This is a genomic window from Arthrobacter alpinus, assembly GCF_001445575.1.
Taxonomy (GTDB): domain Bacteria; phylum Actinomycetota; class Actinomycetes; order Actinomycetales; family Micrococcaceae; genus Specibacter; species Specibacter alpinus_C.
In genome coordinates this window covers 3,846,198-3,871,932 of record NZ_CP013200.1, presented here as the reverse complement: position 1 = coordinate 3,871,932, position 25,735 = coordinate 3,846,198, and the positions used below count along the sequence as shown (strand labels likewise).

Sequence of the window (25,735 nt, the reverse complement as noted above, 5' to 3'; positions counted from 1 at the left end):
ACAGCGGGTCCCTCGGCAGCTCTCTTACCCCGGGTTGACTACTTACAGATCGGTGCGGGAATCGTTCCAGTAGCTAACACCGATCTGGCGCCGGGTCTCGTCGAAGAGTTCCATGATGGCCAGCGAATCAGCCAGCGGCATGGTGGTACTCTCCGTGAGCCCGGCCTGGATGCAGCGGGTCACTTCACGCAGCTGGTAGGTGTAGCCGCGGCCCGGGTAGTCAAAGGTCTCGGTGCGCTTTTCGCCGTTGGGGCCGGAAATGAAGATTTCGCCGGGGTTGTTCAGCGAATCAACGGTTTCGAGATAGCCCAAGGTTCCCGAGACGGTCACGCGGCTGGGGCCCTGCGAGGAAAGGTAACTGATCAGCTGCGCCTGAGCGCCATTGGCATAACTGAGTGTCATGGTGTTTTGTGCGTCCACGCCAAAGCTGGTGAGCTCTGCGGTGGCCACTACTTTATCGGGTTGGCCCAGCGTGCCCCAGGCCCACAGCAGCGGGTAGACGCTCAGATCCAGCAGTGCTCCGCCGCCGTTATCCGGTGCCCAGATACGCAAGGATTCATCCTGGGGGGCCACAAAGCCAAGATCGGCCCGGACCCACTTCACCTCGCCAATCTCGCCCGAGGCAATGATCTCCAAGGCGCGCTGGTAGCCCGGCACGAACCGTGCCCACACGGCCTCCATCAGGAACAGGCCCTTGGTCTGGGCCAGTTCAATCAAGGTACGGGTTTCGGCAGCCGTGATGGTCAGTGCCTTCTCGCATAGGACGTGCTTGCCGTGTTCCAGGGCAGCTCTGGCCACATCGAAATGCTGTCCGTGAGGGGTGGCAATGTAGACCACATCGACCTCCGGATCGGCCAGCAGCTGGAGGTAGCCTGCGGGGCCGGTTCCGTTGGGGCCACCGTCAAAATAATGTGCGGCAACACCAAACGAGTGCGCGAATTCCGCGGCGCTGCTCTCGCCGCGGGAGCTCACGGCCTGCAGGATGGAGTCCTCGAGCAGCGCCAAATCGGCCGTGACGGTCTTGGCAATGTTGCCGGTGGCGATGACGCCCCAACGCAGGGCGGTGCCCGTCGCGGCAAGGGTTTCTGGATTAAACGTGGTGTACCAGTCGGGTCGGCCGACGAAACGAGGAATAGTCATTCGGATAGTCTGCCAGTATCGAAGCGCTTGCGCTCGAACATGACGCAGTGCTCGCGACGCCTCCAGCCGTGGATGTCGGAGGTGACCGATAAGCTAGCTGCATCAAGAACAAACGGGAGGTTGCAGTGGCGCAAACGGAAGAGACGCTCGCGGCCCTGATGGCTGAGCTGGCAGCCCTGGAAGACCCAAGGGTTCGGGCCGTGAACGAGAATCACGGCGATGACCACGGGGTGAATCTGGGGAAACTACGCGCCATCGCCAAGAGGGTGAAAACGCAGCAGGAGCTCTCCAAAGAACTGTGGGCCACCGGCGACACGGCCGCACGGCTGCTGGCGCTGCTGATCTGCCGCCCCAAGGCCTTCACAGCCCAGGAGCTGGACACCATGCTGCGTCAGGCCTCCATCCCCAAGGTCAACGACTGGTTCGTGAACTATGTGGTGAAGAAGAGCGCGCACGCGGAAGAGTTGCGGCAAGCCTGGTTCGCCGACCCGGACCCGGCCGTGGCCGCTTCCGGCTGGGCATTGACCAGTGAACGGATCGTGAAGGAGCCTGAAGGACTGGAGCTGCCCGTACTCCTTGAGATTATCGAGGCACAGATGAAGGAAGCGCCGGCGCGCCTGCAATGGGCCATGAACAACGCCCTGGCCCAGATTGGCATTGAAAATCCGGAATTGCGGGCCCGCGCCTTGGCGATTGGTGAACGGCTCGAGGTCCTGAAGGATTACCCCACACCACCGAACTGCACCTCGCCGTTCGCGCCGATTTGGATCAACGAGATGGTCAGCCGGCAAGCCGGATAGGGGCGGTATTAGAAGCGTTTGGCACCTCGCCGGGGAACGTTCTGCGGAAACGCCGGAAGGTGATGCAGCGTCGGCCGAAACACGCCGGAAGGTGATGCAGCGTCGGCCGAAACACGCCGGAAGGTGATGCAGCGTCGGCCGAAACACGCCGGAAGGTGATGCAGCGTCCGTGGGGAGTGGGCTGGGAGGCGGTGGCATGCGAAAGGCCCCGTCCGGCGTCGTAATAATGAACGACGCCGAACGAGGCCTTAGCGCGATTGACTCGCCTTAGCTGGGGACTACTTGGTCAGCGGGCCAAGAACCTTGTCATTGGCGAACTGCTCGGCAGCGTTGGCCTTGGTGACGATCTGGGGTACCAGCAGGAATGCCGGAACAACCTTGACACCATTGTTGTAGGAGGTGGGGTCGTTGATCTCAGGCGTTTTGCCAGCCTGGAGGTCCTTGGCCATCTGGATGGCGTGCTGGACCAGGGCTGTGGTGTCCTTGTTGATGGTGGAGTACTGGACTCCGGCCATGATGGACTTGACCGACTCAACTTCTGCATCCTGGCCGGTCACCGTGGGGTTGGCCTTGCCAGCAGCCTTGACCGAGGTCAAGATGGCGCGTGCCAGGGTGTCGTTCGGGGAGAGAACACCGTCAAGTTCGGCGCTGCTGTAGTTTCCAACGAGGAGGGAGTCCATGCGCTTCTGCGCATTTTCAGCCTTCCAGCCCTGGGTAACAGCCTGCTCGAAGGACTTCTGGCCCGAGGCAACAACTACAGTGCCGTCGTCGATCTTGGGCTGGAGAACCTTCATGGCACCGTCAAAGAAGACCTTCGCGTTGGCATCATCGGGGGATCCGGCGAAGAGTTCAATGTTGTACGGTCCTGTGGGCTTCTTGGCCTTCATGCCGTCCAGCAGGGCCTGGCCCTGCAGTTCGCCAACCTTGAAGTTGTCGTAGGCCACGTAGTAGTCCACATCCTTGGTGTTAAGCAGGAGACGGTCATAAGCGATAACGGTTGCGCCAGCATCCTTGGCCTGCTTCAGCTGGGTTCCCAGCTGGGCGCCGTCGATGGCACCGACGATGATGACCTTAGCGCCCTTGGTGACCATGGCACTGATCTGGTTCTGCTGCTCGGAAACGCCACCGTTGGCGAACTGAACATCAGCCTTGAAGCCTGCAGTAGCCAGGCCGTCATTGAACAGTTTTTCAGCGAGGACCCAGTTTTCACTGGTCTTCTGAGGCAAAGCCACACCGATGAGAGAATCGGCGGCGAAGCCAGCGGCAGCACTACCACTTCCTGTAGCTGCAGGCGTCTCTGCACGGCCACAACCGGTAAGGGCCAGCGATGATACGGCCAAGATAACGGCCATCGACTTCAGTGTCTTGTTGAATTTCAACATGGTGGTTCGCTTTCTGTTGGTTTGAAAATTTGTAAGCAGGAGAGGAAGTTTTAGGCCTCGGTCTTGATGGTGTCCTTGAGCGGTTCGGCCACTTCAAGATCCGGGTTGTTGTTGCCGCCAAGTTTCTTCATCATGAAGCCAATGAAGGAGGGCTTGCCTTGGCTCTTGTTGTACACATCGAAGACGACTGCGGCCAACAGGACCAGGCCCTTGATGATCTGCGTCCAGTCAGACCCGACGCCCAGCAACTGCAGGCCGCTGCTGAGAACAGCCATGACCAGGCCACCAATCATGGAGCCCACCACTGTGCCCACACCGCCGGTGACTGCTGCTCCACCGATGAAGACGGCGGCGATGGCGTCGAGTTCCCAGCCAACGCCGTCGGACGGGCCCGAAGCATTGGAGCGGGCCACGAAGATCATGCCGGCCAGTGCGGCAAGGATGGCCATGTTCATGATGACCAAGAAGTCGGTGCGCTTGCTCTTGACGCCGGAGAGTGCTGCTGCGTGGCGGTTGCCACCCACTGCGTATACGTGGCGGCCAATGGTTGTCCGTGAGCTGATGAAGCCGTAGACCAAGACCAGAACACCGAGAATGATGCCCGGCATCGGGAAGGAGGTGCCGGGGCGGCCGGTGGCGAACAGGTACGTTACATAGAGGATGACGGCGCAGAGGACGACCAGTTTTACGATGGTGACCCACAGCGGCTTGACGCCGGCGCCCAATGACAGTGATTTGCTGCGGCCGCGCAGCTCGCCCCAAATGATCGCAGCAACGGCCAAGAAGCCGATGAGCAGAGTCAGGTTGTTATAGCCCGTGTTCGGGCCAATCTCGGGCAGGTATCCGGCACCGATGAACTGGAAATCTTCGGGCACCGGAACGGTCAGGGACTTGCCGAAGAATTGGTTGGCACCGCGGAAAATGAGCATGCCGGCCAGCGTAACAATGAAGGCAGGAATGCCTACATACGCCACGAAGAAACCTTGCCAGGCGCCAATGAGGGCTCCCAGAATCAGGCCGGCCACGATGCCTAGGTACCAGGGAAGTCCCCAGTCCCGCATTGAAAGCGCGACGACGATGCCCACGAAGGCGGCGACGGAACCGACCGAAAGGTCAATATGTCCGGCGATGATCACTAGAACCATGCCGACGGCCAGTATCAAGATGTACGAGTAGCCGTTCATCAAGTTAATGACGTTGTCAGGGGTCAGCAGCAGCCCGCCAGAGCGGATCTGGAAGAAGACGACCAGGGCTATCAGGGCAAAAATCATGCCGAACTGGCGGGTATTGCCGCCGAAGAGTTGTTTGATGGCGTTCATTGGAGGATGTCCTTTTTCTTCCCGGGATCTAGGCAGACTTAGCGGCAGCGGTCATGCGTTTCATCAACGATTCCTGGCTTGCCTCGTTTTTGTTCAGGACACCGGTGACGGCGCCCTCGAAGATTGTGTAGATTCGGTCGGAGATGCCGAGCAGCTCTGGCAGTTCCGAGGAAATGACGATGACGCCCTTGCCCTGGTTCGCGAGTGCTTGGATAATCCCGTAGATCTCATATTTGGCGCCGACGTCAATACCTCGGGTCGGCTCATCAAGGATGAGCAGATCCGGATCGGTAAACATCCATTTGGCCAAGACGACTTTTTGCTGGTTTCCGCCGGAGAGTTTCCCGACACCTTCGTCAACGCTTGGCGCCTTGGTGCGCAATTGCTTGCGATAGTCTTCGGCCACGGAGTATTCCTTGTCGCGATCCACCACTGTGTGTTTGGAGACGGCGGCAAGATTGGCGGAGACGGTGGTTGTCTTGATGTCGTCCAGAAGATTCAGGCCCAGCGTCTTGCGGTCCTCGGTGACGTAGCCAAGTCCGTGCTTGATAGCCTGCGGAACATTGCGCAAGATGATTTCCTTGCCGTCCTTGATGATCTGCCCGGAGATGTAGTTGCCGTAGGAACGACCGAAGATGGAGCGGGCCAACTCGGTGCGGCCAGCACCCATGAGGCCTGCAATACCAACGATTTCACCGCGCCGGACATTGAAGCTGGAATTCTTGCACACGAGCCGGTCCGCAATCTGCGGGTGGGCAACGGTCCAGTTCTTGACCTCAAAGAACACCTCGCCGATCTTGGGCGTGTGGTCAGGGAATCGGGATTCCAAGGTTCGTCCCACCATGCCGCGGATGATCCTGTCCTCGTCCACGCCGTCGGCCTTCACATCGAGGGTCTCGATGGACTTGCCGTCACGGATGATGGTGATGGAGTCCGAGACCTGCTCGATCTCGTTGAGCTTGTGCGAGATCATGATGCAGCTGATGCCCTTGCTTTTGAGCCCCCGGATCAAGTCCAGCAGGTGCTGGGAATCGGACTCGTTCAGGGCGGCAGTGGGCTCATCGAGGATGAGGAGCTTGACTGATTTGTTCAAGGCCTTGGCAATTTCAACGAGCTGCTGCTTGCCAACACCGATTTCCTTGACCGGGGTATCGGGATCCTCACTCAAACCCACACGTGCCATCAGTTCCATGGTCCGCAGCCGGGCCTCGGCCCAGTTGATGACACCAAATCTGGTGGGTTCATTGCCGAGGAAGATGTTCTCGGTGATGGAGAGTTCCGGGATGAGAGCGAGTTCCTGATGGATGATGACAATTCCGGCGTTTTCGCTGGCACGGATGTCTTTGAACTCGCAGACGGAGTTCTGGAAGACAATCTCGCCGTCGTAGCTACCGAAGGGGTAGACGCCGGAGAGTACCTTCATGAGGGTTGATTTGCCTGCTCCGTTTTCGCCACAGATGGAGTGGATTTCACTGGCATGAACGGTGATGGACACATCGGCAAGGGCTTTCACACCAGGAAATTCCTTGGTGATGGATCGCATCTCGAGTATGACGGGGTTCGCGGACACCATAATGCTTACGCCTTCCACAACTGACTTCTTTGTCGTTGCCCCACCAAGTTCGCACTGGCGGCGGGGCTTCATTGCCCGCGAAATTCATTCATTGCGCGGAGTGCCGATACTAACCGGTACTCGAAAAGTAAACTAGATCACACGCTTGCGGTCAAGTCTTTAACGCTACGAGATGGTAACGGTTTAAGAAATGATGGAATTGGGCTCATTCTGGAACACCAAAGCGGCCGCTCCAAGAGCCTCGGATCGCGACGTTAGCTGAGACATTCTCAGGCCGATACTTGCCCCAATGATGGGTACGGCATGGCGAAGGAGGCCGCGGCGGATAGGGGCTAAAAATAGCTCACCAAGTTCCGTCAGTGGGCCTCCGATGACAATGACATCGGGGCTGACAAGATTGGCAACATTGGCCAGGGCGCGGCCAATTGCCATCCCGGCATCATCGAGAACGCGCAGGGTCGCAGGGTCGCCCGAGGTCGCTTGGCGAAGAATATCCGCCGTGGAGATAGGGTGCTCGTGACCCCTGCTGAGGAGTTCCACCATGGTGGCCGTGGAAGCGACCGTTTCGAGACAACCGCGATTACCGCAGCGACAAATCACGCCTTGCTCATCGATGGTCACATGACCGATTTCGCCCGTGACACCAAAGCTGCCGTGGAAGAGCGCGCCGCCAAGGATCAGGCCTGATCCGATGCCCGTGCCAATTTTGATGAACATTAGATTCTGAACGTTGCCTTGATCGCCCCACGTGAGCTGAGCCAGGGCGCCGAGATTTGCGTCGTTGTCAACGAAAACAGGAATCTTTAGCGCCTGTTCGAGTTCGCGGTGCAAATTGATACCGACCCATTCGGGCAAGATGGCACCACGGATGACCTTGCCGCTGCGGCTGTCAATAGGACCAGGGATGCCGGCTCCGGCGCCGATGAGCTGCGAGCGAGAGATGCCCGCTTTTTTCAGGAGTTTGTCCAACAGCCGAGAGGCGGTCTGGATACCTTCCACCGCTTGGTGACCGCGCGGTAAGGGTGCCTCTTCTTCGGCTATGAGGTGATATCCGGTGTTGGCGAGAACGACACGAACATGGGTGCGACCAAAGTCGATGCCAGCGGCAATGGCACTGTCCCCGTTGTAGCGCACCGACATGGCCCGCCGACCGGAGCTTGTAACAGGAGTGAGTGTGACCAGATCTGCTGCGGCCATGCTCTTGACAATATTGGAGATCGTCGCTGTGGACAGGCCAGTGCTGCGGGCAAGCTCGGCCTGAGTAGACGCCCCACCCTTGAGGAGTTGCTGTGTGATCCGCTGTTGATTGCGGCTGCGCAGTGCTGATTGCGAGCCGGGATTGCGGGCTTTGCGGTAGGCCGGCGTGGTGGTGGGCTGTTCGTCATCGAGCATATAAATGACAATGCCTCATAGATCACATTGGCGTCAAGAAATGAACGCAAGATGAATTGCTCGATTTACTCTATGAACTACTAATTGCATCCCACCGGCCCGGAACTGCTACGCCTGAATCGCCTTGTGCTTGCGTGCAAGATCGACGTAGTGGGCGGCATTCTCTCGAACGTGCTCGAGTTCCTCGGCGCTCAGCGCCCGGCGAACCTTGGCAGGCACACCGGCCACGAGCGATCCGGGCGGAATGATGGCACCTTCCAGCACCACGGCACCACCGGCTACCAGCGATCCGGCGCCAATGACGGCCCCGTTCATGATGGTGGCACTCATGCCGATGAGGCAGTCGTCCTCAACGGTGCAGCCGTGGACGACTGCGCCGTGGCCCACGCTGACGCCATTGCCCACGCTGGTGGGGAATCCGGGATCTGCGTGGAGCACCACATTGTCCTGCAGATTGGATCCTTCCCCGACAGTGATGGAGTTAGTGTCACCGCGCATCACAACACCGTAAAACGCGCTGGAGTCTGCGCCCAAAGCGGCCTGTCCAATCAGCACAGCCGTGTGGGCCACAAACGCACTCTCATGAACATTGGGGGTGTTGCCATCAAGAGTGATCAATTGATTCATGGTGGATCCATTTCCAAACGGTAGTGGGCAATATGGGTGCAAGGGTGACCCATTGCACCGTGCTTCACCTCGATGCTACCCAAAATCATGGGTGCCGGCACGATAAGATTGGATGTTCACAAAAATCCGGAAATACCCACGCGGTCTGCTTTCCTGCGGTCCCCACAGAATGGAAATCATAGGATGTCAGCTACTGATCGGATGAGCCCCGGGAACGCCACAAACGCGCCCGGAAGCGGACCCTCTGGTTCTTCAGGATCCGGCCCTACCGTGACGCTGGGCCGTCAGCTGCTTCGCCGCAAACCCTTTGGACAGATGGTCAACGAAGCCGGAAACGGCACCGATGGCAGAAAACTGGTCCGCAGCTTCGGCGTCCTTCAGCTGACCATGATCAGTGTGGGTGCAACGTTGGGAACCGGCATCTTCGTCATCTTGGGTGACTCCGTGCCGTTGGCCGGACCCGCCATCTTCTTGGCGTTTGTGATCGCCGGAATCGCGGCCCTACTCTCGGCCATGTCCTACGCCGAAATGGCTGGCATGGTCCCGGTATCAGGATCAAGTTATTCCTACACCTACGCCACGCTGGGGGAGGGGATGGCCTGGATCTGTGGTTGGTGTTTGGTCCTCGAATACGCTGTTTCGGTGGCCGCTGTGGCAGTAGGTGCGGGTCAGTACGTCAACGAATCCGTTGCCGGTCTTGGCTGGGTTCTACCCGACTTCATATCCCAGCCGCCAGGAAGTGGAGGACTTTTGAACCTTCCCGCCATGGTGATCGTGCTGTTCTCCATGGTGTTGCTAGTCCGCGGAGCCAAGGAAAGCGCTTGGGTCAACACCGCCATGGTCATGGTCAAGATTGTGGTCTTACTGTTCTTCTGCGCCGTCGCTTTCACTGCGTTTAACTCGGGAAACTTCAGCCCGCTGATGCCCATGGGTGCCGCGGGTGTCTCCGCAGCTGCGTCCCGTGTGTTCTTCTCCTACATTGGCTTCGACGCCGCATCCACCGCGGGTGAAGAAGCCAAGAATCCGCAGCGCGATCTGCCACGGGCCATCATGCTCTCGATGATCATTGTTACCACCATCTATGTGCTCGTGGCCGTCGCCGCCATCGGAGCCCGCGAGTGGACCTGGTTTGAGGGCACGCAGGCATCCCTCGTGAAGATCCTGCTGGAAATTACCAACCAGCCGTGGATGGCCTTGGTATTTTCCTTGGGTGCAGTCCTTGCTATCACCAGCGTTGTCTTGACCGTCATGTACGGTCAAACCCGTATCCTCTTGTCCATGTCCCGTGACGGGCTGGTCCCCAAAATCTTTGGCCGTATCTCTGAAAAGCGCGGCACCCCCGTGGCTGGCACGCTCATTGTTGGCATCGCCGTGGCCCTGACGGCCGGAGTTGTGCCGCTAGGCGCCTTGGCAGACGCCACCAGCATTGGCACCCTGTTCGCATTTGCCCTGGTCAACGTGGCCGTCATTTACCTGCGCCGCAGCCGTCCGGCAGCCAAACGTAGCTACAAGGTCTTCCTCTACCCGGTGACGCCCATCTTGGGTGCCCTCATGTGTGTTTACCTGATGGTCAACCTCGGAGGCATGACGTGGCTGGTATTTTTGGCCTGGATGATTGTCGGGTTCATGGTCTACTTTGCCTACGGCCGCCGCTACTCACGCGTGGCAGCGTTGTCGCAGGCAGACTACGAGACTCTATCTGCCGCGGACCTCGAATCGGATTCTGTTTCCGCGTAGGTCTGGGCGCGGTCCGCAGCTGTACGTACTGCGGCTGCGCGCCGCCCGTCTGCAGCTACAGCCGCAGACGTACGACGACGACTCGTGCTACCAGCGAGGGTGAATGTCCGCACGCAGCAGGGAATCGTAGATCTCGCTCACGCCAGCGTTGAACGCAGCACCAAGCTCGGGCAGTGAACCGGCTGCCGCGTTAGCCCGGGCCTGTTCGGTAGAACGGGCACCGGGGATCACACTTGAGACACCGTCTAGCTGGGAAACCCACGCAAGTGCGGCTTGTGCCGTGGTTCCTTCCACTGTGGAGGCCAGCTCGGCGAACTTCCCAGCGGCCTCAAGTCCCACGGTGTAGTCCACGCCGGAGAACGTCTCGCCCACGTCAAAGGCGCTGCCATCGCGGTTGAAATTGCGGTGATCGTTGGCCGCAAAGGCAGTTGCGGGCGTGTATTTGCCGGCAAGAAGGCCACTGGCGAGCGGAACGCGGGCGATGATGCCCACGCCGGCGGCCTTCGCGGCGGGCAGCACGGCATCCAACGGCTTGAGCCGGAACGCGTTCAGGATGATTTGGATGGTGGCCACGTTCGGGCGGGCGATCGCTGCCAAGGCCTGATCGCACGTTTCCACGCTGAGCCCGTAGTTAGCGATGGCACCCTCGGCAACCAGTGTGTCCAGGGCGTCATACACCTCATCAGACGTGACCACGGCCGTGGGTGGGCAATGCAGCTGCACCAGATCGAGGGTGTCCACGCCAAGGTTCTTGCGGGAACGATCGGTCCAGGCCCGGAAATTTGAAAGCACGTAATTTTCCGGCACCTGCTCCATGCGCCGACCCATTTTGGTGGCGACGGTGACGGTGGTTCCCGCGGTGTGATCCCGCAGGAATTTACCGATCACTTGCTCGCTGCGTCCGTCACCATACACATCAGCCGTGTCGAAGAACGTAACACCGGCTTCCGCAGATGCGGCCAGCACGGCCAAGGCATCGGATTCGCTGACATTGCCCCAGTCGGCGCCAAGCTGCCATGTGCCAAGCCCGACGCCGGACACCGAACGGAACGTTTTTCCCAAGACATTTGTTTGCATGCCCACAGCCTAGCGAGCCGGCGGCTCAAATGGTGGGCACACGCTGGGCAGGGGATAGTTGCCGGAAAATTCTTAGCACTACAAGCCTGGCACCTCGCGAGGGGAAACCTCAGGCGAAGACGACCGTGCGGTGTCCGTCCAGGAGTACTCGGTGCTCGGCGTGCCACTGGACAGCCTGGGCCAGGGTGCGGGCCTCGACGGCGCGGCCCATGGAAACGAACTTCTCCACCGAATGGCCATGATCCACGCGGATGACTTCCTGTTCGATGATGGGACCTTCATCCAGCACGGCCGTGACGTAATGGGCTGTGGCGCCGATGATTTTCACACCGCGGGCATGTGCCTGGTGGTAGGGACGGGCCCCCTTGAAAGAGGGCAGGAACGAGTGGTGGATGTTGATGGCGCGTCCGGCCAAGTGGTTACAGAGGTCATCGGAGAGGACCTGCATGTAGCGGGCCAAGACCACCAGATCAACGTCGAGCTCAGCCACCAGCGCAAGGAGAGCTGCCTCGGCGTCGGCCTTGGTATCTGCTGTGACAGGAATGTAGTGGAAGGGGATGGAGTAAAAATCGGCCAGCGGCTTCAGATCCATGTGGTTGGAAACAATGGCCGGGATCTCCACCGGCAGGGTGCCCGAACGCTGTAGGAACAGCAGGTCGTTCAGGCAGTGTGCGGCCTTGGAGGCCATGATCAAGGTGCGGATCGGGGCACCGGCGCGGTGCAGCGTCCATTTGAGCTCAAACTGCGCGGCAACCGACTCGAGGTGCTCGCGAAGTCTGGAAAACGACGTCGTAGTTTCCACGGCAACCCGCATGAAAAATGTGCCGGTATCAGGGTTCCCATACTGCTGGGAATCGGTGATGTTGCAGCCTGCCTCCAACAACGAACCGGAGACGGAATGGACGATGCCCGGCTGATCGGCACAGGAGAGCGTCAGTACGTATCCGTGTGAGGGAGATCCGTGCGAGGCGGCAGCGGAAGAGTCGGGCACGGCCGAAATAGTCAAGTCAGTCACCCGTGGAAGTTTACCGTCGAATCGTGGCTCTGTATTACTATTAAAGGGTTGCGACTGGCGATGAGGTGGGACACCACCGGGGAGCAGCACGAACGAAGACTAAAGTGATCGTACGCCTGGGACGCTTTAGTCACGTAACGCCAACCACCAAGGTGTTTGGCGATAATCTTTTCTAGAAGAGTATTTTCGTGCTGTCCACTCAGGAGTCTGTAGTGTCTTTCTCACCCACCCAGTCCGTAACCAACGCACCCCTCTCCGAGCTTGATCCGGAAATTGCAGCCGTCCTGAAGGACGAGCTCGCCCGCCAGCGCGACACGCTGGAAATGATCGCCTCGGAAAACTTCGCACCCCGCGCCGTGCTCCAAGCACAGGGCTCAGTGCTCACCAACAAGTACGCCGAGGGCTACCCGGGCCGCCGTTACTACGGCGGCTGCGAAGCTGTTGACGTTGCCGAGAACCTGGCCATCGAGCGCGTCAAGTCCCTGTTCGGCGCCGAGTACGCCAACGTCCAGCCGCACTCCGGCGCACAGGCCAACGCTGCAGCACTGGCCGCAATGATCAAGCCTGGCGATAAGATCATGGGCCTGTCTTTGGCTCACGGTGGACACCTGACTCACGGCATGAAGCTGAACTTCTCCGGCAAGCTGTACGAGGTTGCCGCCTACGAAGTTGAGCCCGACACCTTCCGTATCGACATGGACAAGCTGCGGTTGCAGGCCATCGCCGAGAAGCCTCAGGTCATCATTGCCGGTTGGTCCGCGTACCCGCGCCAGCTCGACTTCGCTGCGTTCCGTGCCATTGCCGATGAGGTTGGCGCACTGCTCTGGACCGATATGGCTCACTTTGCCGGTTTGGTTGCCGCAGGCCTGCACCCGAACCCGGTGCCGTACTCCGACATTGTCACCTCCACTGTTCACAAGACCCTTTCCGGCCCGCGTTCAGGCGTGATCCTGGCCAAGAAGGAATGGGCCAAGAAGATCAACTCTTCCGTGTTCCCGGGACAGCAGGGCGGCCCGCTCATGCACGTTATCGCCGCCAAGGCTGTTGCGTTCAAGATTGCTGCAGGCGAAGAATTCGCCGAGCGTCAGGCACGCGTGCTCGAAGGCGCCAAGATCATTGCTGACCGCTTGAACGCACCCGACGTTGCCGAGGCCGGCGTGTCAGTGCTGACCGGTGGCACCGATGTGCACCTGGTTCTGGTGGACCTGCGCAACTCGGAAATGGACGGCCAGCAGGCCGAAGATCTCCTGCACAGCGTTGGCATCACCGTGAACCGCAATGCCGTTCCGTTTGACCCGCGTCCCCCGATGGTCACCTCCGGCCTGCGCATCGGTACCCCGGCACTGGCCACGCGCGGTTTTGGCGCCAAGGAATTCACCGAAGTTGGCGAGATCATTGCAGAAGCACTCAAGGGTGGTGCCGACGTTGACGCTCTGAGTGCCCGCGTCAAGGCCCTCGCTGCCGACTTCCCGCTCTACCCCGGTCAGGAAGAATGGTAAAAAGTATGACTGCTCAAATCCTTGACGGCAAGGCTACAGCCGCTGCCATCAAATCCGAGTTGACCGTGCGCGTGGCTGCCCTCGCAGCCCGCGGCGTCGTCCCGGGCCTGGGTACCATCTTGGTTGGCTCGGATCCGGGCTCTCAGTGGTACGTGGGCGGAAAGCATAAGGACTGTGCCGAAGTTGGCATCAAGTCCATCCGCATCGACCTGCCGGACACCGCAACCCAGGACGACGTCCTGGCTGCTGTCCGCCAGCTCAACGAGGATCCCAGCTGCACCGGCTACATTGTCCAGCTGCCCCTCCCGAAGCACATTGACCAGGACGTGGTGCTGGAAGCCATTGACCCGGCCAAGGACGCAGACGGCCTGCACCCCATGAACTTGGGTCGCCTGGTGGCCAATGTGAACCGTCCCATGAGTTCCCCGCTGCCGTGCACGCCCAAGGGCTGCATCGTGTTGTTGGAACGCCACGGGATTTCACTGAACGGCAAGCGTGTTGTGGTTGTTGGCCGCGGCGTCACGATCGGCCGGCCCATGGGCCTGCTGCTGACCCGCCGCGACATCAACGCCACAGTGGTCCTGGCCCATACCGGCACTGTTGATCTGGCCGCTGAATTGCGTCTGGCCGACGTGGTAGTTGCTGCCGCTGGTGTGCCGCACATGATCAAGGCTGCCGATTTGAAGCCCGGCGCTATTGTCTTGGACGTTGGCGTCAGCCGCGTGGACGACGGCAATGGCAAGGCAGTTGTTACCGGTGACGTGGAGCCCGCAGCCGCATCTGTGGCGAGCTGGATCTCCCCGAACCCGGGCGGCGTCGGGCCCATGACTCGCGCCATGCTGTTGGCCAACGTGGTTGAGGCCGCCGAGCGCGCCTAGCACTTAGCCCCGCGGTAGTGGGCCCACGCGCCTGAGGGACCCGCGGTGTGGGCCCACTGACGCGAGGGTCCCAACGTGAGCTTGCGAGCGTTGGGAGCGGCAGGGGATTGCGAGCTGCGCGAGGGTGTGGGGAGGACGACGGCGGAACTCAGGTTCCGGCGTCGTCCTCCTTTTCTTTTTGAGTTGGTCCCACGCCGGCTAGTTCTCCGAGTCAGACGGAGACCCGCCGAGGGAGACGGTGCGCCGCGTCAGTTTCGACGGCGCTCCGTCTGACTCGACGGCAGGGAGGTGGGCGCCGCGCTAGGGTCCTATCGACTCAACACGTTCGGGGCGCCCGTCTACCCACGCCATGAGCAGGCGAACATCCTCTGGGAGGCTTTCCTCGCTATAGCGGACGTTGAGAGTGGGGCCGGACTCTTCCAAGCAGAGTTCGTAGTGCTGAGCATCTGGCCATGATTTTTCCGGCACGGGCGGGGGTTCGTCGCGCAAATTAGCGCGAGCGATCTCGCTGGCGAATGTTTTTGCGTCGTCACGTGGCAGGGATTTGGCGTCGAGTTCGGTGCGGGCCACCATGCCCGCGAAACCGCCACCGCGAAAGATGATCAACTTCATGAAAGCACTCCCACCTGTTTCCACGCGTCGTGGACCATGTCCTGCTCGGTGGAACTGAACAAGGTTCCGGCGACATCGACTGTGGCTCGGGCGGCCTCGTCTAATTGGGAGTTGGCGCGCAGCCGGGTGGTGAGGGCCGTGTACCAGATCTTGCCTGCCTTTTCCCACGCGTAACCGCCCATGGCTCGGGCGGCCAATGCGAAGGCGTGGTTGGGGATGCCTGAGTTAATGTGCACGCCGCCATTGTCGTTGCGGGGATCGTTGTTGTCGGGCAGATCCTTGTATTGGTCCATGTGTCCGGGTTGCTGATCGCCGGAGTAGGCGGTGCCGGGGTTGATCATGGAGCGCAGCGCGGTCCCCAGCTCCGGGACCAGGATTCCTTCGCCAATGAGCCAGTCGGCGTCGGCTGCGGTCTGATTCAGGGTGAACTGTTTGACGAGGGAGCCGAAGACGTCCGAGAAGGATTCATTCAAGGCCCCGGGCTGTTTGCTATAGATGAGCGCAGCTGTGAGCTCGGTGATTCCATGAGTTAGCTCGTGGGCGATGACATCCACGGCCCGGGTCAGGCCACCAATCTGGAAGATCCGGCCGCTGCCGTCACCGTAAACCATTTGGGTGCCGTCCCAGAAGGCGTTGTCAAAGGCGACGCCGTAGTGGACCGATGAGATGAGTTCCAACCCAGCGTCGTCAAGAGAGTTGCGCTGGTAGACGTCGCGGAAGAACTCATAAGTGGCACTGCTGCCGTCGTAGGCCTGATTGACGGCAGCGTCCTTCACTGGTGGCTCGCCCCAGTCCCGGGCCCGCACGCCAGGCAAGAAGGTCCGGCCGTTCGTCTTGTTGTCGTAGATGGTCAGGCGGCGTTCGGGGATGACGCTGAAGCCCACCATTTTGCCGATGTTCACGTTCAGCTGGCGGTTGAGATAACCCATGACGGCGCGTTGGGAGCGGATGGCAGCGGACGTGGCAAGGGCACGCACGGCAGCTTCTCGTTGACGGGGATCGCCTTCGATGGCCAAACGGCCTAATAAGTCCGGCGGGGCAATACTGCACAGTGTCCGGGGGTGGATTCCTTCGCGGGTTGTTGACATTTTCCTGCCTCTTTCCCTGATTGGAGCAACTTCTGGGTGAAAAGCCGGGGTCAGGTTCGCAGCGCTGGTTGCCCAAGTGGTCTGCGCAGCCACATTCTGGTGCTCCTTAGCCCGTTCCACCATGATGCGCCTGTTCGTCACTAGGGACAAGGAGCCGCAGCGCAGGCCCATGGCGCCGAGTCAGACGGAGGCCCGTCGAGTCAGACGTTGCGCTCCGTCTGACTCGACGGCCCTCCGTCTGACTCGACGGGCTGGCGGGGCTGAGGGTACAGGTGGTGCCGGTGCTAGACCGTGGTGAGCTCCTTCTCGGGCTCCGAATCCATCCCCGGCTCACGCTCTGAGGCTGCAGCTGATTCCCCTGTTGAGTCAGAGTCGAAATTCGAACCTGTTGCCGGAGCTGAATCAGGCGCGCTCTCTTCGGGACAGCCGGGACAGTCGGGGCCGCCGGCAGCGGTTCGGGCGTCCCGAGCCCGCCCCTCGCCGCGGGAGTGCCGGGCTCTGGGCGTCCGGCGCCAGCCCCTGCCGCGGAGCTCAAGTGGCAGACTCGACTCTCCAAAGCCCTCCGCAGCCCGGGCGGCATGGTGGGTTTGGCCCTGGTTGCCGGCCTGTTGGAGTTGCCCACCATGGTGCCGTATCTGGTGGCCATCGGCTTCTTGTCCAATTCAACGCTGCCACTACCGGGTGCGATTGGCCTGCTCGTTGTGTATTGCCTTCTCATGCTGGTGCCCGCACTAATCCTGCTCGGTCTGCGGGCGGCCGCCGGCACCTGGCTCGATTCGCTCATACACCGGGTCAGCTCAAAAATGAGCAAATTTAGCGGTGAAACGGTGCTGTGGGTGCTGGGTATCGTGGGCTTCTTACTGCTCCGCGCCGGACTAACCGCCCTGGCCCCGGCGGCCGCCTGGAACCCCTTCAAGTGATGTAGGCACGAACACTTTTCGGGGCAGGGTCACCATGACCGCGCATGCCCCCGCGTTCCGCATACGTCCCTACATGCGCGAAAAGCGGGGGCGTATGCGACGGCCATCGAGGTGATGGTGGGGACATGCGCGAAAAGCGGGGGCGTATGCGACGGCCATCGAGGTGATGGTGGGGACATGCGCGAAAAGCGGGGACGTACGCGACGGCCATCGAGGTGATGGTGGGGACATGCGCGAAAAGCGGGGGCGTATGCGACGGCCATCGAGGTGATGGTGGGGACTTGCGCGAAAAGCGGGGGCGTATGCGACGGCCATCTGGCGACGGCGATGGGTGCGGCGGGAATGGCAGGTGAGGGCCGGCGTCGTGCTTCAGAAGGGGTGGAGGGCCCACGCGGGGCGCCCACGTTCGCCGCTGGTGGAAGACGGTGCCGGAGCGGGCGATGATTTGAGAGAATGGAGTCATGACTTCTCCTGTATCCAGCAAAATGTCCAAACCCAGCAAATTCACGGGCGTTGGCACCATTGTGCTGGCGATCGTATTCCTCGTGGCCGTGGTGATGGCTGCTAACAACATGACCGTGCTGGGCTGGGTCATCGCCGTCATCGCCTTCGGCTGGCTGGTGCTCTCCACCGCCGTCTACATGGGCGTGCACAAGGCCGCGGCATTTGGCGCCCGGCAAGTTGCGCTGGCGCAGGCCCAGATGGCGCAGCAGAACAGTGCCAATGCCCCGTCCGACGGCGGCACTCACCTGGTGTCCCAGGACTCCGGCTCCCGCTCGGCCCAAAAGGCGCGCGATCTGAAGCTGGACCACTCCTTCAAAATCATCAACGTCCAGGTGGGCGTCATCAACGAGTACCTGGGCAAGGACCCCGAGATGGTGGCCCGTGCGCTGGACACCATTGACATCACTGCCGCCAACGGCCGGGGCATGATCAACCCGGATTGGGAAGAGCAGGAAGCGAAGATGGATGCCGCCATGGCCAAGAAGAACGCTGCCCGTCAGGCTGAGGCTGCCGGTGGCGCGTCTGCCGCGCCGTCCGCTGCTGGTGACGGCGACGAGCCCGTCAGCGGCATCATCATCGACTAATAGCACTTGGGTAGCACTGGGGGCATTGGTCGGGGTGGCATAACAGGAATCCGAGGGTCCCTGCGGGTAAGGTGGAACAAGTGAGCAACGGTATTGAAAACGGTCATTTGAGGATCGCAAGCGTCAACGTCAACGGCATCAGAGCCGCGTACAAGAACGGTATGGGCCCCTGGCTCGCAGACCGCGATGTGCACATTTTGTGCCTTCAGGAGGTCCGTGCGCCGGACGCGATCGTGCAGGGATTCTTGGGCGAAGACTGGCATGTGCTGCACGCCGAAGCCGAAGCCAAGGGCCGTGCTGGCGTGTTGATCGCCACCCGCAAGGACGTGCTGGAACCTGTTGCCACCCGCATCGGCATTGGTGATGACTACTTCGCCACCACCGGCCGCTGGGTCGAAGCCGACTACGTGATTGCCGGGTCCGACGGCACACCGCAAACCCTTACCGTGGTCAGTGCCTACGTCCATTCCGGCGAGGTTGGCACCCCCAAGCAGGACGATAAGTTCCGTTTCCTGGACACCATGATTGGGCGCTTGCCGCAGCTTGCTGCCGCCAGCGATCACGTTCTACTGGTGGGTGACCTCAACGTGGGTCACAAAACCTTGGATATCAAGAACTGGAAGGGCAACGTCAAGCGCGCCGGATTCTTGCCCGAAGAACGCGCCTACTTTGACCGCTTCTTTGGTGAAGAAATTGGTTTCAAGGACGTGGCCCGCGAACTCGCTGGCGAAGTGGATGGGCCCTATACCTGGTGGTCCAACCGTGGACAGGCTTTCACTAACGACACCGGTTGGCGGATTGACTACCACGCAGCCACGCCCGCACTGGCCGCAAAAGCACAGAGTTGTGTAGTGGACAGGGCAGCGTCGTACGAGGAACGCTTCTCAGATCACGCCCCGCTTGTTGTCGACTACAAGTTCTAAAGGACTTTTCAACCATCATGAGTGAAACCACAGCACGTCCCCGCGTTCTCTCCGGCATGCAGCCCTCAGGAGACAGCCTGCACCTGGGCAACTACCTGGGCGCACTGGTCAACTGGGTAAAAACCCAGGACGACTACCAGACGCTGTTCTTCATCCCCGATATGCACGCCATCACGGTGGAGCAGAATCCGGCGGAACTGCGCGAACGCACCCGCAAGACGGCCGCCCAGTACATTGCCGGCGGCATTGACATTGAAAAGTCCACGCTTTTTGTTCAGTCCCACGTGCCAGAGCACGCTCAGCTCGCCTGGGTACTGAACTGCATCACCGGATTCGGTGAAGCCTCCCGCATGACTCAGTTCAAGGACAAGTCAGCCAAAGGTGGTGCCGATGCCGCGAGCGTTGGTCTGTTCACCTACCCGGTCCTGATGGCCGCTGATATTCTGCTCTACCGCCCCCAGGGTGTTCCGGTGGGCGATGATCAGCGCCAGCATGTGGAGCTGGCTCGTGACCTGGCAAAGCGCTTCAACTTCAGGTTTGGTGAGACCTTCGTAGTCCCTGAGGCGTTTATTCAGAAGGAGGGTGCACGTATTTATGACTTGCAAAATCCGACGTCGAAGATGTCCAAGTCTGCATCGGGCCCCAACGGTCTGATCAACATTCTCGATGACCCCAAGGTCACCGCCAAGCGCATCAAGTCAGCAGTCACCGACGCTGACACGGTGATTGCTCATGACCGTGCAAGCAAGCCCGGCGTCACCAACTTGTTGGAAATTCTCTCCACTCTGACGGATAAGTCCGTTGACACCTTGGTGACCGAGTATGACGGCAAGATGTATGGACACCTGAAGGTGGATGTTGCCGAGGCCGTGGTGGCACGGTTGGAGCCCATCCGCGCCCGCACCTTGGAACTGCTCGATGACCCCGCAGAGCTGGATTCGCTGCTGGCTCACGGCGCGGCCAAGGCCCGGGAAATTGCGTCGGTCACCCTCGCCGATGTTTACGCCAAGGTAGGGTTCCTCCCGCCGCTCGGGGTGGTCTGAGAACCGTGCCGAGTCTTGTCCAGAGCGGGGCACCAACGCTCCCGCACGCCGGCAGTCTAGGCGTCATCATCTCACTGCCGGCGTCCCTCGCAGCCGAGCTCGGGCAGAAGCGGGCGCAATTCGCGGGGCCAAGTGCCGCCGTCGTGCCTCCCCACATCACCCTTGTCTCTGGAAGGGCCACGGATTCTTGGGATGCCGCCGTAGAACATGTGCGCGAGGTTGCCGCAGAGTCCACGCCGTTTAAGCTGTCGCTGCGGGGAACGGGGACTTTTCAGCCTGTCTCGCCAGTGGTGTTTCTCAATGTAGACCACGGTGCGCAGGAGTGTGCCGCGCTGCATGCCAAGTTGGTCCAAGGACCGCTGGAGCACCAGCTCGCGTTTGACTTCCACCCGCACCTGACCATTGCTCACTACCTCGACGATGAGATCATGGATCAGGCGAAGGAAGAAATGGCCCACTTTGAGGCCAGCTTTGAGGTGGCCAGCATTGGTCTCTTCGATTACATTGAGGGAAACTGGGCGCTGCGTGAGGAGCTGAATCTTGGGGGAGCAACCAGAACATAGGCCCGTCCCCGACGTCGGCCATTTTCCGGGATTCGTAGCCCCTGGCATATCAGCCAAGCGCCCACTGGCAGCTCCCGAGAAGCCGCCACCCAGCCCACTGGACCGCACAGCCCTTGCGGAGTGGACCGAGTCCAAGCACTCCGATTTCGCCGCTGCGCGTGCTAGTGAGGGGCCGTGGCGCCAGCTCACTACACTGTTTCCGTGGCTCAACGCATGGGCCGCACAACGCTTCCCGCTGCGAGTGTGGAATCTGTACACACGCCGTCGTGGCCCTCTGCTGGCCGCCGGCAACGCCTACCTCATGTTCTTCTCCGTCGGCGCCATGCTGGTTGCCGGCTTCGCTATCTTTGGCATGTTCGCCGCCGGAAACCAGGTGTTGCGCGACGCCGTGATCGATCTCGTCGCCGAAAGTACGCCCGGCCTGCTCGACACCGGTGACGGCAGCGGCGGCCTGGCCAAACCCGAAGATCTGCTCGGCACCGGCGACTTCGGCCTGACCCTGTTCATCTCACTGGCAGCCCTGCTCGTCACCGCCATGGGCTGGATCAACGGCCTGCGCGAAGGCATCCGCTCCCTGCTGGGCCTCGCACGCGACCGGACCAACCCGGTCCTTTCCAAGATGCGCGACGGAGGCACCCTCCTGGTGCTGGCCGTGGCACTGGTGCTCACCAGCGTGCTCGGCCTGCTGAGCACCGCAGCCATGGGCAGCCTCGGCGAACTGCTGGGGTGGGGGAGTTTCCTCACGGGAGCCACGGCACAGATCGGCTCGATCGCGCTGATGCTGATCCTGGACATCGCCGTCGCCATGATCATGTTCAGCATCGCCTCGCGGGTGAGCATGCGGCGACGGGTCCTGGTGCTCGCGGCCATATTTTCCGGCGTCGGTGCCACCGTGCTGCGGCTCTTCAGCGCCATGCTGCTCAACGGCATCACGAGCAACGACCTGCTGGCACCCTTCGCTGTGATCCTGGGCTTGTTCGTCTGGTTCTTCCTGCTGAGCCAGGTGTACTTGATCTCTGCTGCCATCGCAGCGGTGCTGGCCGCGGATCTTCGCCCCCGCAGGAAACGGCGCTAGGCCCCTGCTGACTGGCCGCGCTGCCTCAGCCGCCTTCGCCGAGACCGACGGAGCCCCGTCGAGTCAGACGTTGCGCAACGTCTGACTCGACGGGGCTCCGTCTGACTCGGGTTCAGCGGTTGAGGGCCGCGAGAACTTTTGCCTTGAAGTATGCCTCGTCGAAGAGGTCCTTCCACTGGATGCGGATCACCACCCACCCTGCCTCGAGTAGTGCTGACTCACGTTTACGTTCAAGGAAGACGGCCTCGTCTGTAGGTCTGTAGTCGAAGTACTTGCCCTTGCCATCGAATTCGAGGACCACACGCTTTTGTACCCAGGCGAAGTCGGCACGGTAGTTTCCTGCTCTGGTGTGGATCCAGTGCTGCAGTGTCGGGGCTTCAACGTTGAGTTCACGCAGAAGATCGCGAGTCAGCGTCTCGCCGGGGGATTCGGAGAGTGCATCTGCGTTGGCCAGTACTCGCCGGAGGTTCCTTACTCCCCGGTGTTTGCCCAGCTGATCAGCAGCCTCCTGCAATATGTCCAGGGAAGCCCCCAACCGGAGGGCATGATCGGTGAGGATCAGGGCCCGCTTATATGGCATGGTGAGGCAGCAGTCCACCACGGTACGTTCAAGAGTTGTTACATGGGTTTGGCCAACCATGGTGATATCGCTGCTAGGCAAGGTGCCCGTGTGAATGCGTGTATGGGCATCGGAGCCTGCGCTTGATGGCTTCTTGGCCTGCGTCACGTGAATCAAGGTGTCAGCCTGCCACAGGTGCAATCCGTGAATCCTCGCCGCAGAGGTGTGACTGTAGACGTATCCGGCAGCCGACGTTGAGTTCGTCCCATAGGAATGCATGAAGATGACTGTCCTCTCGCGTCCCGCTGCTGAAAGCCCAGACCAGTATGAGGCCCGTAGATAGGCACCTTGGCGCATTCGCAGCAGCACTCCCGTGGCGACCAGAAATTTCACGTGCCGGTCTCCAAAGCCTGCTTCACGCAATTGGCTGGTACGCCACGCAATTTTCCGTGCAGGAAATGCTGCGAGGAACCGTTCCGTGAGTGGACTCGGCCCGGTGCCCGAGTCGGGGGCAGTGTCCGCACGGGAGCGGAGAGAGGAGGGTTCGGCGTCGTTCTTGAAGAAGCTGGATGGCTGGCTCATATACCCAGCATGATACGAAAACACGCCATTGAACGGGTGACTTTTGAAGCTGTGGATAACTCCGCTCTCGTCGAAACAGACGGAGAGCCGCCGAGTCTGACGAAGCGCGGCGTCTGATTCGACGGGCGTCCGTCTGACTCGGCGAAACAGGGAGCCGGGAAGTGGGAGCGGAGGTCCGGCCCCCAACGCAAAAGCGCCGCCCCCATCAAGGGAGCGGCGCTTTTGGCAAAGCAGGAAATGCTTAGATCTGGCGAGCCAAGATGGCTTGCTTGACCTCGGCGATTGCCTGGGTCACCTGGATGCCGCGGGGGCATGCTTCGGTGCAGTTGAAGGTGGTGCGGCAACGCCACACGCCTTCCTTGTCGTTGAGGATTTCCAGACGCATGTCGCCAGCGTCGTCACGGGAGTCAAAGATGAAGCGGTGTGCGTTCACAATGGCTGCCGGGCCGAAGTACTGGCCGTCGGTCCAGAAGACGGGGCATGATGAGGTGCACGCGGCACACAGGATGCACTTGGTGGTGTCATCGAAGCGTGCGCGGTCCTCGGCGGACTGCAGGCGCTCCTTGGTGGGCTCGTGGTCGCGGTTGACCAGGAACGGCATGACCTCGCGGAAGGACTGGAAGAACGGTTCCATGTCCACGATCAAATCCTTCTCCACCGGCAGGCCCTTGATGGGCTCAACGGTGATGGGCTTGGACGTGTCCAGGTCCTTCAGCAGGGTCTTGCAGGCGAGGCGGTTACGGCCGTTGATGCGCATGGCATCGGATCCGCAGACGCCGTGTGCGCAGGAGCGGCGGAACGTCAGTGAGCCGTCCTGCTCCCACTTGACCTTGTGCAAAGCATCCAACACGCGGTCGGTGCCATACATGGTCATGGTGAAGTCTTCCCACGTGGACTCTTCCGAGACCTCGGGGTCGTAACGACGCACACGCAAGGTGACATCGAACGTGGGGATCTCTCCGCCGCCACCGAGGTGTGCGGGAAGTTCAATCTTTGACAGCGGTTCGGGAGCTGTCTCGGCGGTTTCTATGGCGCTCATTAGTACTTCCTCACCATCGGCTGGTAACGCGTAACAACAACAGGCTTGGTATCCAGACGAATGCCGGCAATGGACTCTTCCGAGCTCTCAACCGTGACGTTCGCATCCAGGTAAGCCATGGAGTGCTTCATGAAATTCTCATCATCGCGGTCCGGGAAATCTTCGCGGTAGTGACCGCCGCGGGATTCCTGACGGTGCAGGGCCGCAACCGTCATGACCTTGGCCAGTTCGAGCAGGAAGCCAAGCTCCACTGCCTCAAGGAGGTCAAGGTTGAAACGCTTGCCCTTGTCCTGAACGGTGATGCGTGAGTAGCGCTCCTCGAAAGTAGCGATGTCGGCAAGTACCTTGTCGATCGACTCGGCCGTACGGAACACCTGCATGTTGGCATCCATGGTGTCCTGCAGGTCCTTGCGGATCAGCGCGACCTTTTCGCCGCCGTCGGAGGTGCGGACGTGATCCAACAACGCAATCGTGTCGGCTTCCGGGTTCTCCGGCAGCTCCACCCAATCAGCGGTCTTGGCGTACTCAGCAGCGGCCACACCGGCGCGCTTACCGAACACGTTGATGTCCAACAGCGAGTTGGTGCCCAAACGGTTTGACCCGTGGACGGATACGCAGGCAACCTCACCGGCGGCGTATAGGCCGGGGATGATGGTGTCGTTGTCCTGGAGGACCTCGGTGGTGATGTTCGTGGGAACACCGCCCATGGCGTAGTGCGCCGTGGGGAATACCGGGACGGGTTCCGTGTACGGCTCCACACCCAGGTAGGTGCGGGCGAACTCGGTGATATCCGGGAGCTTGGCGTCAATATGCGCCGGCTCCAGGTGGGTCAAGTCAAGGAGAACGTAGTCCTTGTTCGGGCCACAACCGCGGCCTTCACGAACCTCGTTAGCCATGGAACGGGCCACGATGTCACGAGGAGCCAGATCCTTGATGGTGGGGGCGTAACGCTCCATGAAGCGCTCACCTTCAGAGTTACGCAGGATGGCACCTTCGCCACGCGCGGCCTCGGAGAGCAGAATGCCCAAACCGGCAAGACCGGTCGGATGGAACTGGAAGAACTCCATGTCTTCCAGGGGGATGCCCTTGCGGAAGGCAATACCCATGCCGTCGCCGGTCAGGGTGTGAGCGTTGGAGGTGGTCTTGAAGACCTTACCTGCACCGCCGGTAGCCAAAATAACGCTCTTGGCCTGGAAGACGTGCAGTTCACCGGTAGCCAGATCGTAAGAAACGACGCCGGCAATCTTTTTCTGCAAGTAGATGGTGCCGTCCGCGCGGGTGGCTTCTTCTTCAACCGTGAGCAGGTCCAAAACGTAGTACTCGTTGTAGAACTCAACGTTGTGCTTGACGCAGTTTTGGTACAGGGTCTGCAGAATCATGTGGCCGGTGCGGTCCGCGGCGTAGCAGGCACGGCGAACCGGGGCCTTACCGTGATCGCGGGTGTGGCCACCGAATCGACGCTGGTCAATACGGCCCTCGGGTGTGCGGTTGAAGGGCAGACCCATCTTTTCCAGATCAATAACGGCGTCGATGGCTTCCTTAGCCATAACTTCCGCAGCGTCCTGGTCAACCAGGTAATCGCCACCCTTGACGGTGTCAAAGGTATGCCATTCCCAGTTGTCTTCTTCCACGTTGGCAAGTGCTGCGCACATGCCGCCCTGTGCTGCACCGGTGTGGGAGCGGGTGGGGTAGAGCTTGGTCAGAACAGCGGTACGGGCACGCTGTCCGGATTCAATGGCGGCACGCATTCCTGCGCCACCGGCCCCGACGATTACGACGTCGTATTTGTGGACCTGCATACTGG

The 25,735-nt window shown here is 60.6% G+C and carries 23 protein-coding genes and 1 riboswitch; of the genes, 10 read left to right on the top strand and 13 right to left on the bottom strand.

The window, feature by feature from the left end; all coding sequences use genetic code 11:
• Window positions 1-42: 42 nt before the first annotated feature.
• Window positions 43-1,140: a Gfo/Idh/MocA family protein gene (locus AS189_RS17185; protein ID WP_062291640.1), complete on the bottom strand. Its 1,098-nt coding sequence runs from the start codon at window positions 1,138-1,140 to the stop codon at window positions 43-45.
• A gap of 158 nt (window positions 1,141-1,298) precedes the next feature.
• Here AS189_RS17185 and AS189_RS17180 point away from each other — a divergent pair, with 158 nt between their 5' ends.
• On the top strand, window positions 1,299-1,940 hold the full coding sequence (locus tag AS189_RS17180) for a DNA alkylation repair protein (protein WP_062293977.1): 642 nt from the start codon (window positions 1,299-1,301) through the stop codon (window positions 1,938-1,940).
• Window positions 1,941-2,218: 278 nt separating this feature from the next.
• Here AS189_RS17180 and AS189_RS17175 read toward each other — a convergent pair whose 3' ends face one another.
• The 5 genes from AS189_RS17175 to AS189_RS17155 form a co-directional block, all read right to left on the bottom strand.
• A complete protein-coding gene (locus tag AS189_RS17175; protein ID WP_062291638.1) occupies window positions 2,219-3,322 on the bottom strand; it encodes a sugar-binding protein in 1,104 nt (367 codons plus the stop codon).
• A 50-nt stretch (window positions 3,323-3,372) separates the two neighbouring features.
• Complete coding sequence (mmsB, locus tag AS189_RS17170) at window positions 3,373-4,641, bottom strand: multiple monosaccharide ABC transporter permease (RefSeq protein ID WP_062291635.1); 1,269 nt, start codon at window positions 4,639-4,641, stop codon at window positions 3,373-3,375.
• Between the two features lie 28 nt (window positions 4,642-4,669).
• Window positions 4,670-6,214, bottom strand: a complete 1,545-nt coding sequence (gene mmsA, locus AS189_RS17165; protein ID WP_062293974.1) for a multiple monosaccharide ABC transporter ATP-binding protein — start codon at window positions 6,212-6,214, stop codon at window positions 4,670-4,672.
• Between the two features lie 183 nt (window positions 6,215-6,397).
• The gene (locus AS189_RS17160; RefSeq protein ID WP_062291632.1) at window positions 6,398-7,606 is read right to left on the bottom strand and encodes an ROK family transcriptional regulator; all 1,209 of its coding nucleotides are present in this window, start codon (window positions 7,604-7,606) and stop codon (window positions 6,398-6,400) included.
• A gap of 108 nt (window positions 7,607-7,714) precedes the next feature.
• A complete protein-coding gene (locus AS189_RS17155) occupies window positions 7,715-8,233 on the bottom strand; it encodes a gamma carbonic anhydrase family protein (RefSeq protein ID WP_062291629.1) in 519 nt (172 codons plus the stop codon).
• Window positions 8,234-8,548: 315 nt separating this feature from the next.
• On the opposite strand from AS189_RS17155, the gene AS189_RS17150 reads away from it, so the two are divergent.
• The gene (locus tag AS189_RS17150) at window positions 8,549-9,970 is read left to right on the top strand and encodes an amino acid permease (RefSeq protein ID WP_082634571.1); all 1,422 of its coding nucleotides are present in this window, start codon (window positions 8,549-8,551) and stop codon (window positions 9,968-9,970) included.
• Between the two features lie 87 nt (window positions 9,971-10,057).
• Here AS189_RS17150 and AS189_RS17145 read toward each other — a convergent pair whose 3' ends face one another.
• Window positions 10,058-11,047 carry an aldo/keto reductase gene (locus AS189_RS17145; protein ID WP_062291623.1) on the bottom strand — a complete coding sequence of 330 codons (990 nt, stop codon included), beginning with the start codon at window positions 11,045-11,047 and terminating at the stop codon, window positions 10,058-10,060.
• 109 nt (window positions 11,048-11,156) lie between these two features.
• Window positions 11,157-12,038, bottom strand: coding sequence for a formyltetrahydrofolate deformylase (gene purU / locus AS189_RS17140; RefSeq protein ID WP_062293971.1), 882 nt, complete (start codon window positions 12,036-12,038; stop codon window positions 11,157-11,159).
• Window positions 12,039-12,102: 64 nt separating this feature from the next.
• Window positions 12,103-12,191: riboswitch (ZMP/ZTP riboswitch) on the top strand.
• A gap of 83 nt (window positions 12,192-12,274) precedes the next feature.
• On the opposite strand from purU, the gene glyA reads away from it, so the two are divergent.
• Both glyA and AS189_RS17130 read left to right on the top strand, forming a co-directional pair.
• Complete coding sequence (gene glyA, locus AS189_RS17135; protein ID WP_062291620.1) at window positions 12,275-13,561, top strand: serine hydroxymethyltransferase; 1,287 nt, start codon at window positions 12,275-12,277, stop codon at window positions 13,559-13,561.
• A gap of 5 nt (window positions 13,562-13,566) precedes the next feature.
• The gene (locus AS189_RS17130) at window positions 13,567-14,439 is read left to right on the top strand and encodes a bifunctional methylenetetrahydrofolate dehydrogenase/methenyltetrahydrofolate cyclohydrolase (protein ID WP_062291616.1); all 873 of its coding nucleotides are present in this window, start codon (window positions 13,567-13,569) and stop codon (window positions 14,437-14,439) included.
• Window positions 14,440-14,739: 300 nt separating this feature from the next.
• Here AS189_RS17130 and AS189_RS17125 read toward each other — a convergent pair whose 3' ends face one another.
• Complete coding sequence (locus tag AS189_RS17125) at window positions 14,740-15,051, bottom strand: protealysin inhibitor emfourin (protein ID WP_062291613.1); 312 nt, start codon at window positions 15,049-15,051, stop codon at window positions 14,740-14,742.
• On the bottom strand, window positions 15,048-16,139 hold the full coding sequence (locus AS189_RS17120; protein WP_062291610.1) for a M4 family metallopeptidase: 1,092 nt from the start codon (window positions 16,137-16,139) through the stop codon (window positions 15,048-15,050). Before AS189_RS17120 ends, AS189_RS17125 begins: the two co-directional genes overlap by 4 nt.
• Before the next feature lie 488 nt (window positions 16,140-16,627).
• On the opposite strand from AS189_RS17120, the gene AS189_RS17115 reads away from it, so the two are divergent.
• From AS189_RS17115 to AS189_RS17090, 6 genes are all read left to right on the top strand, one after another.
• Window positions 16,628-17,059: a GAP family protein gene (locus AS189_RS17115; protein WP_160320863.1), complete on the top strand. Its 432-nt coding sequence runs from the start codon at window positions 16,628-16,630 to the stop codon at window positions 17,057-17,059.
• Window positions 17,060-17,520: 461 nt separating this feature from the next.
• On the top strand, window positions 17,521-18,147 hold the full coding sequence (locus AS189_RS17110) for a hypothetical protein (RefSeq protein WP_193393494.1): 627 nt from the start codon (window positions 17,521-17,523) through the stop codon (window positions 18,145-18,147).
• Between the two features lie 92 nt (window positions 18,148-18,239).
• Entirely contained in the window at window positions 18,240-19,070 is an 831-nt protein-coding gene (locus tag AS189_RS17105) for an exodeoxyribonuclease III (RefSeq protein WP_193393546.1), read from the top strand.
• Between the two features lie 17 nt (window positions 19,071-19,087).
• Window positions 19,088-20,113 carry a tryptophan--tRNA ligase gene (gene trpS / locus AS189_RS17100; RefSeq protein ID WP_062291601.1) on the top strand — a complete coding sequence of 342 codons (1,026 nt, stop codon included), beginning with the start codon at window positions 19,088-19,090 and terminating at the stop codon, window positions 20,111-20,113.
• A 5-nt stretch (window positions 20,114-20,118) separates the two neighbouring features.
• Window positions 20,119-20,676 (top strand): 2'-5' RNA ligase family protein, encoded by a 558-nt coding sequence (locus AS189_RS17095; protein ID WP_160320862.1) that lies wholly within the window; start codon window positions 20,119-20,121, stop codon window positions 20,674-20,676.
• A complete protein-coding gene (locus tag AS189_RS17090) occupies window positions 20,654-21,751 on the top strand; it encodes a YihY/virulence factor BrkB family protein (protein ID WP_082634406.1) in 1,098 nt (365 codons plus the stop codon). Before AS189_RS17095 ends, AS189_RS17090 begins: the two co-directional genes overlap by 23 nt.
• Before the next feature lie 112 nt (window positions 21,752-21,863).
• Here the strand turns inward: AS189_RS17090 and AS189_RS17085 are convergent, their stop codons facing one another.
• The 3 genes from AS189_RS17085 to sdhA all read right to left on the bottom strand — a co-directional run bounded on the left by AS189_RS17085 (window position 21,864) and on the right by sdhA (window position 25,730).
• Window positions 21,864-22,892: a hypothetical protein gene (locus tag AS189_RS17085; RefSeq protein ID WP_237759912.1), complete on the bottom strand. Its 1,029-nt coding sequence runs from the start codon at window positions 22,890-22,892 to the stop codon at window positions 21,864-21,866.
• A 241-nt stretch (window positions 22,893-23,133) separates the two neighbouring features.
• Window positions 23,134-23,931, bottom strand: coding sequence for a succinate dehydrogenase iron-sulfur subunit (locus tag AS189_RS17080; RefSeq protein ID WP_062291592.1), 798 nt, complete (start codon window positions 23,929-23,931; stop codon window positions 23,134-23,136).
• A complete protein-coding gene (sdhA, locus tag AS189_RS17075) occupies window positions 23,931-25,730 on the bottom strand; it encodes a succinate dehydrogenase flavoprotein subunit (RefSeq protein WP_062291587.1) in 1,800 nt (599 codons plus the stop codon). The genes AS189_RS17080 and sdhA overlap by 1 nt, the downstream gene beginning before the upstream one ends.
• Window positions 25,731-25,735: the final 5 nt, after the last annotated feature.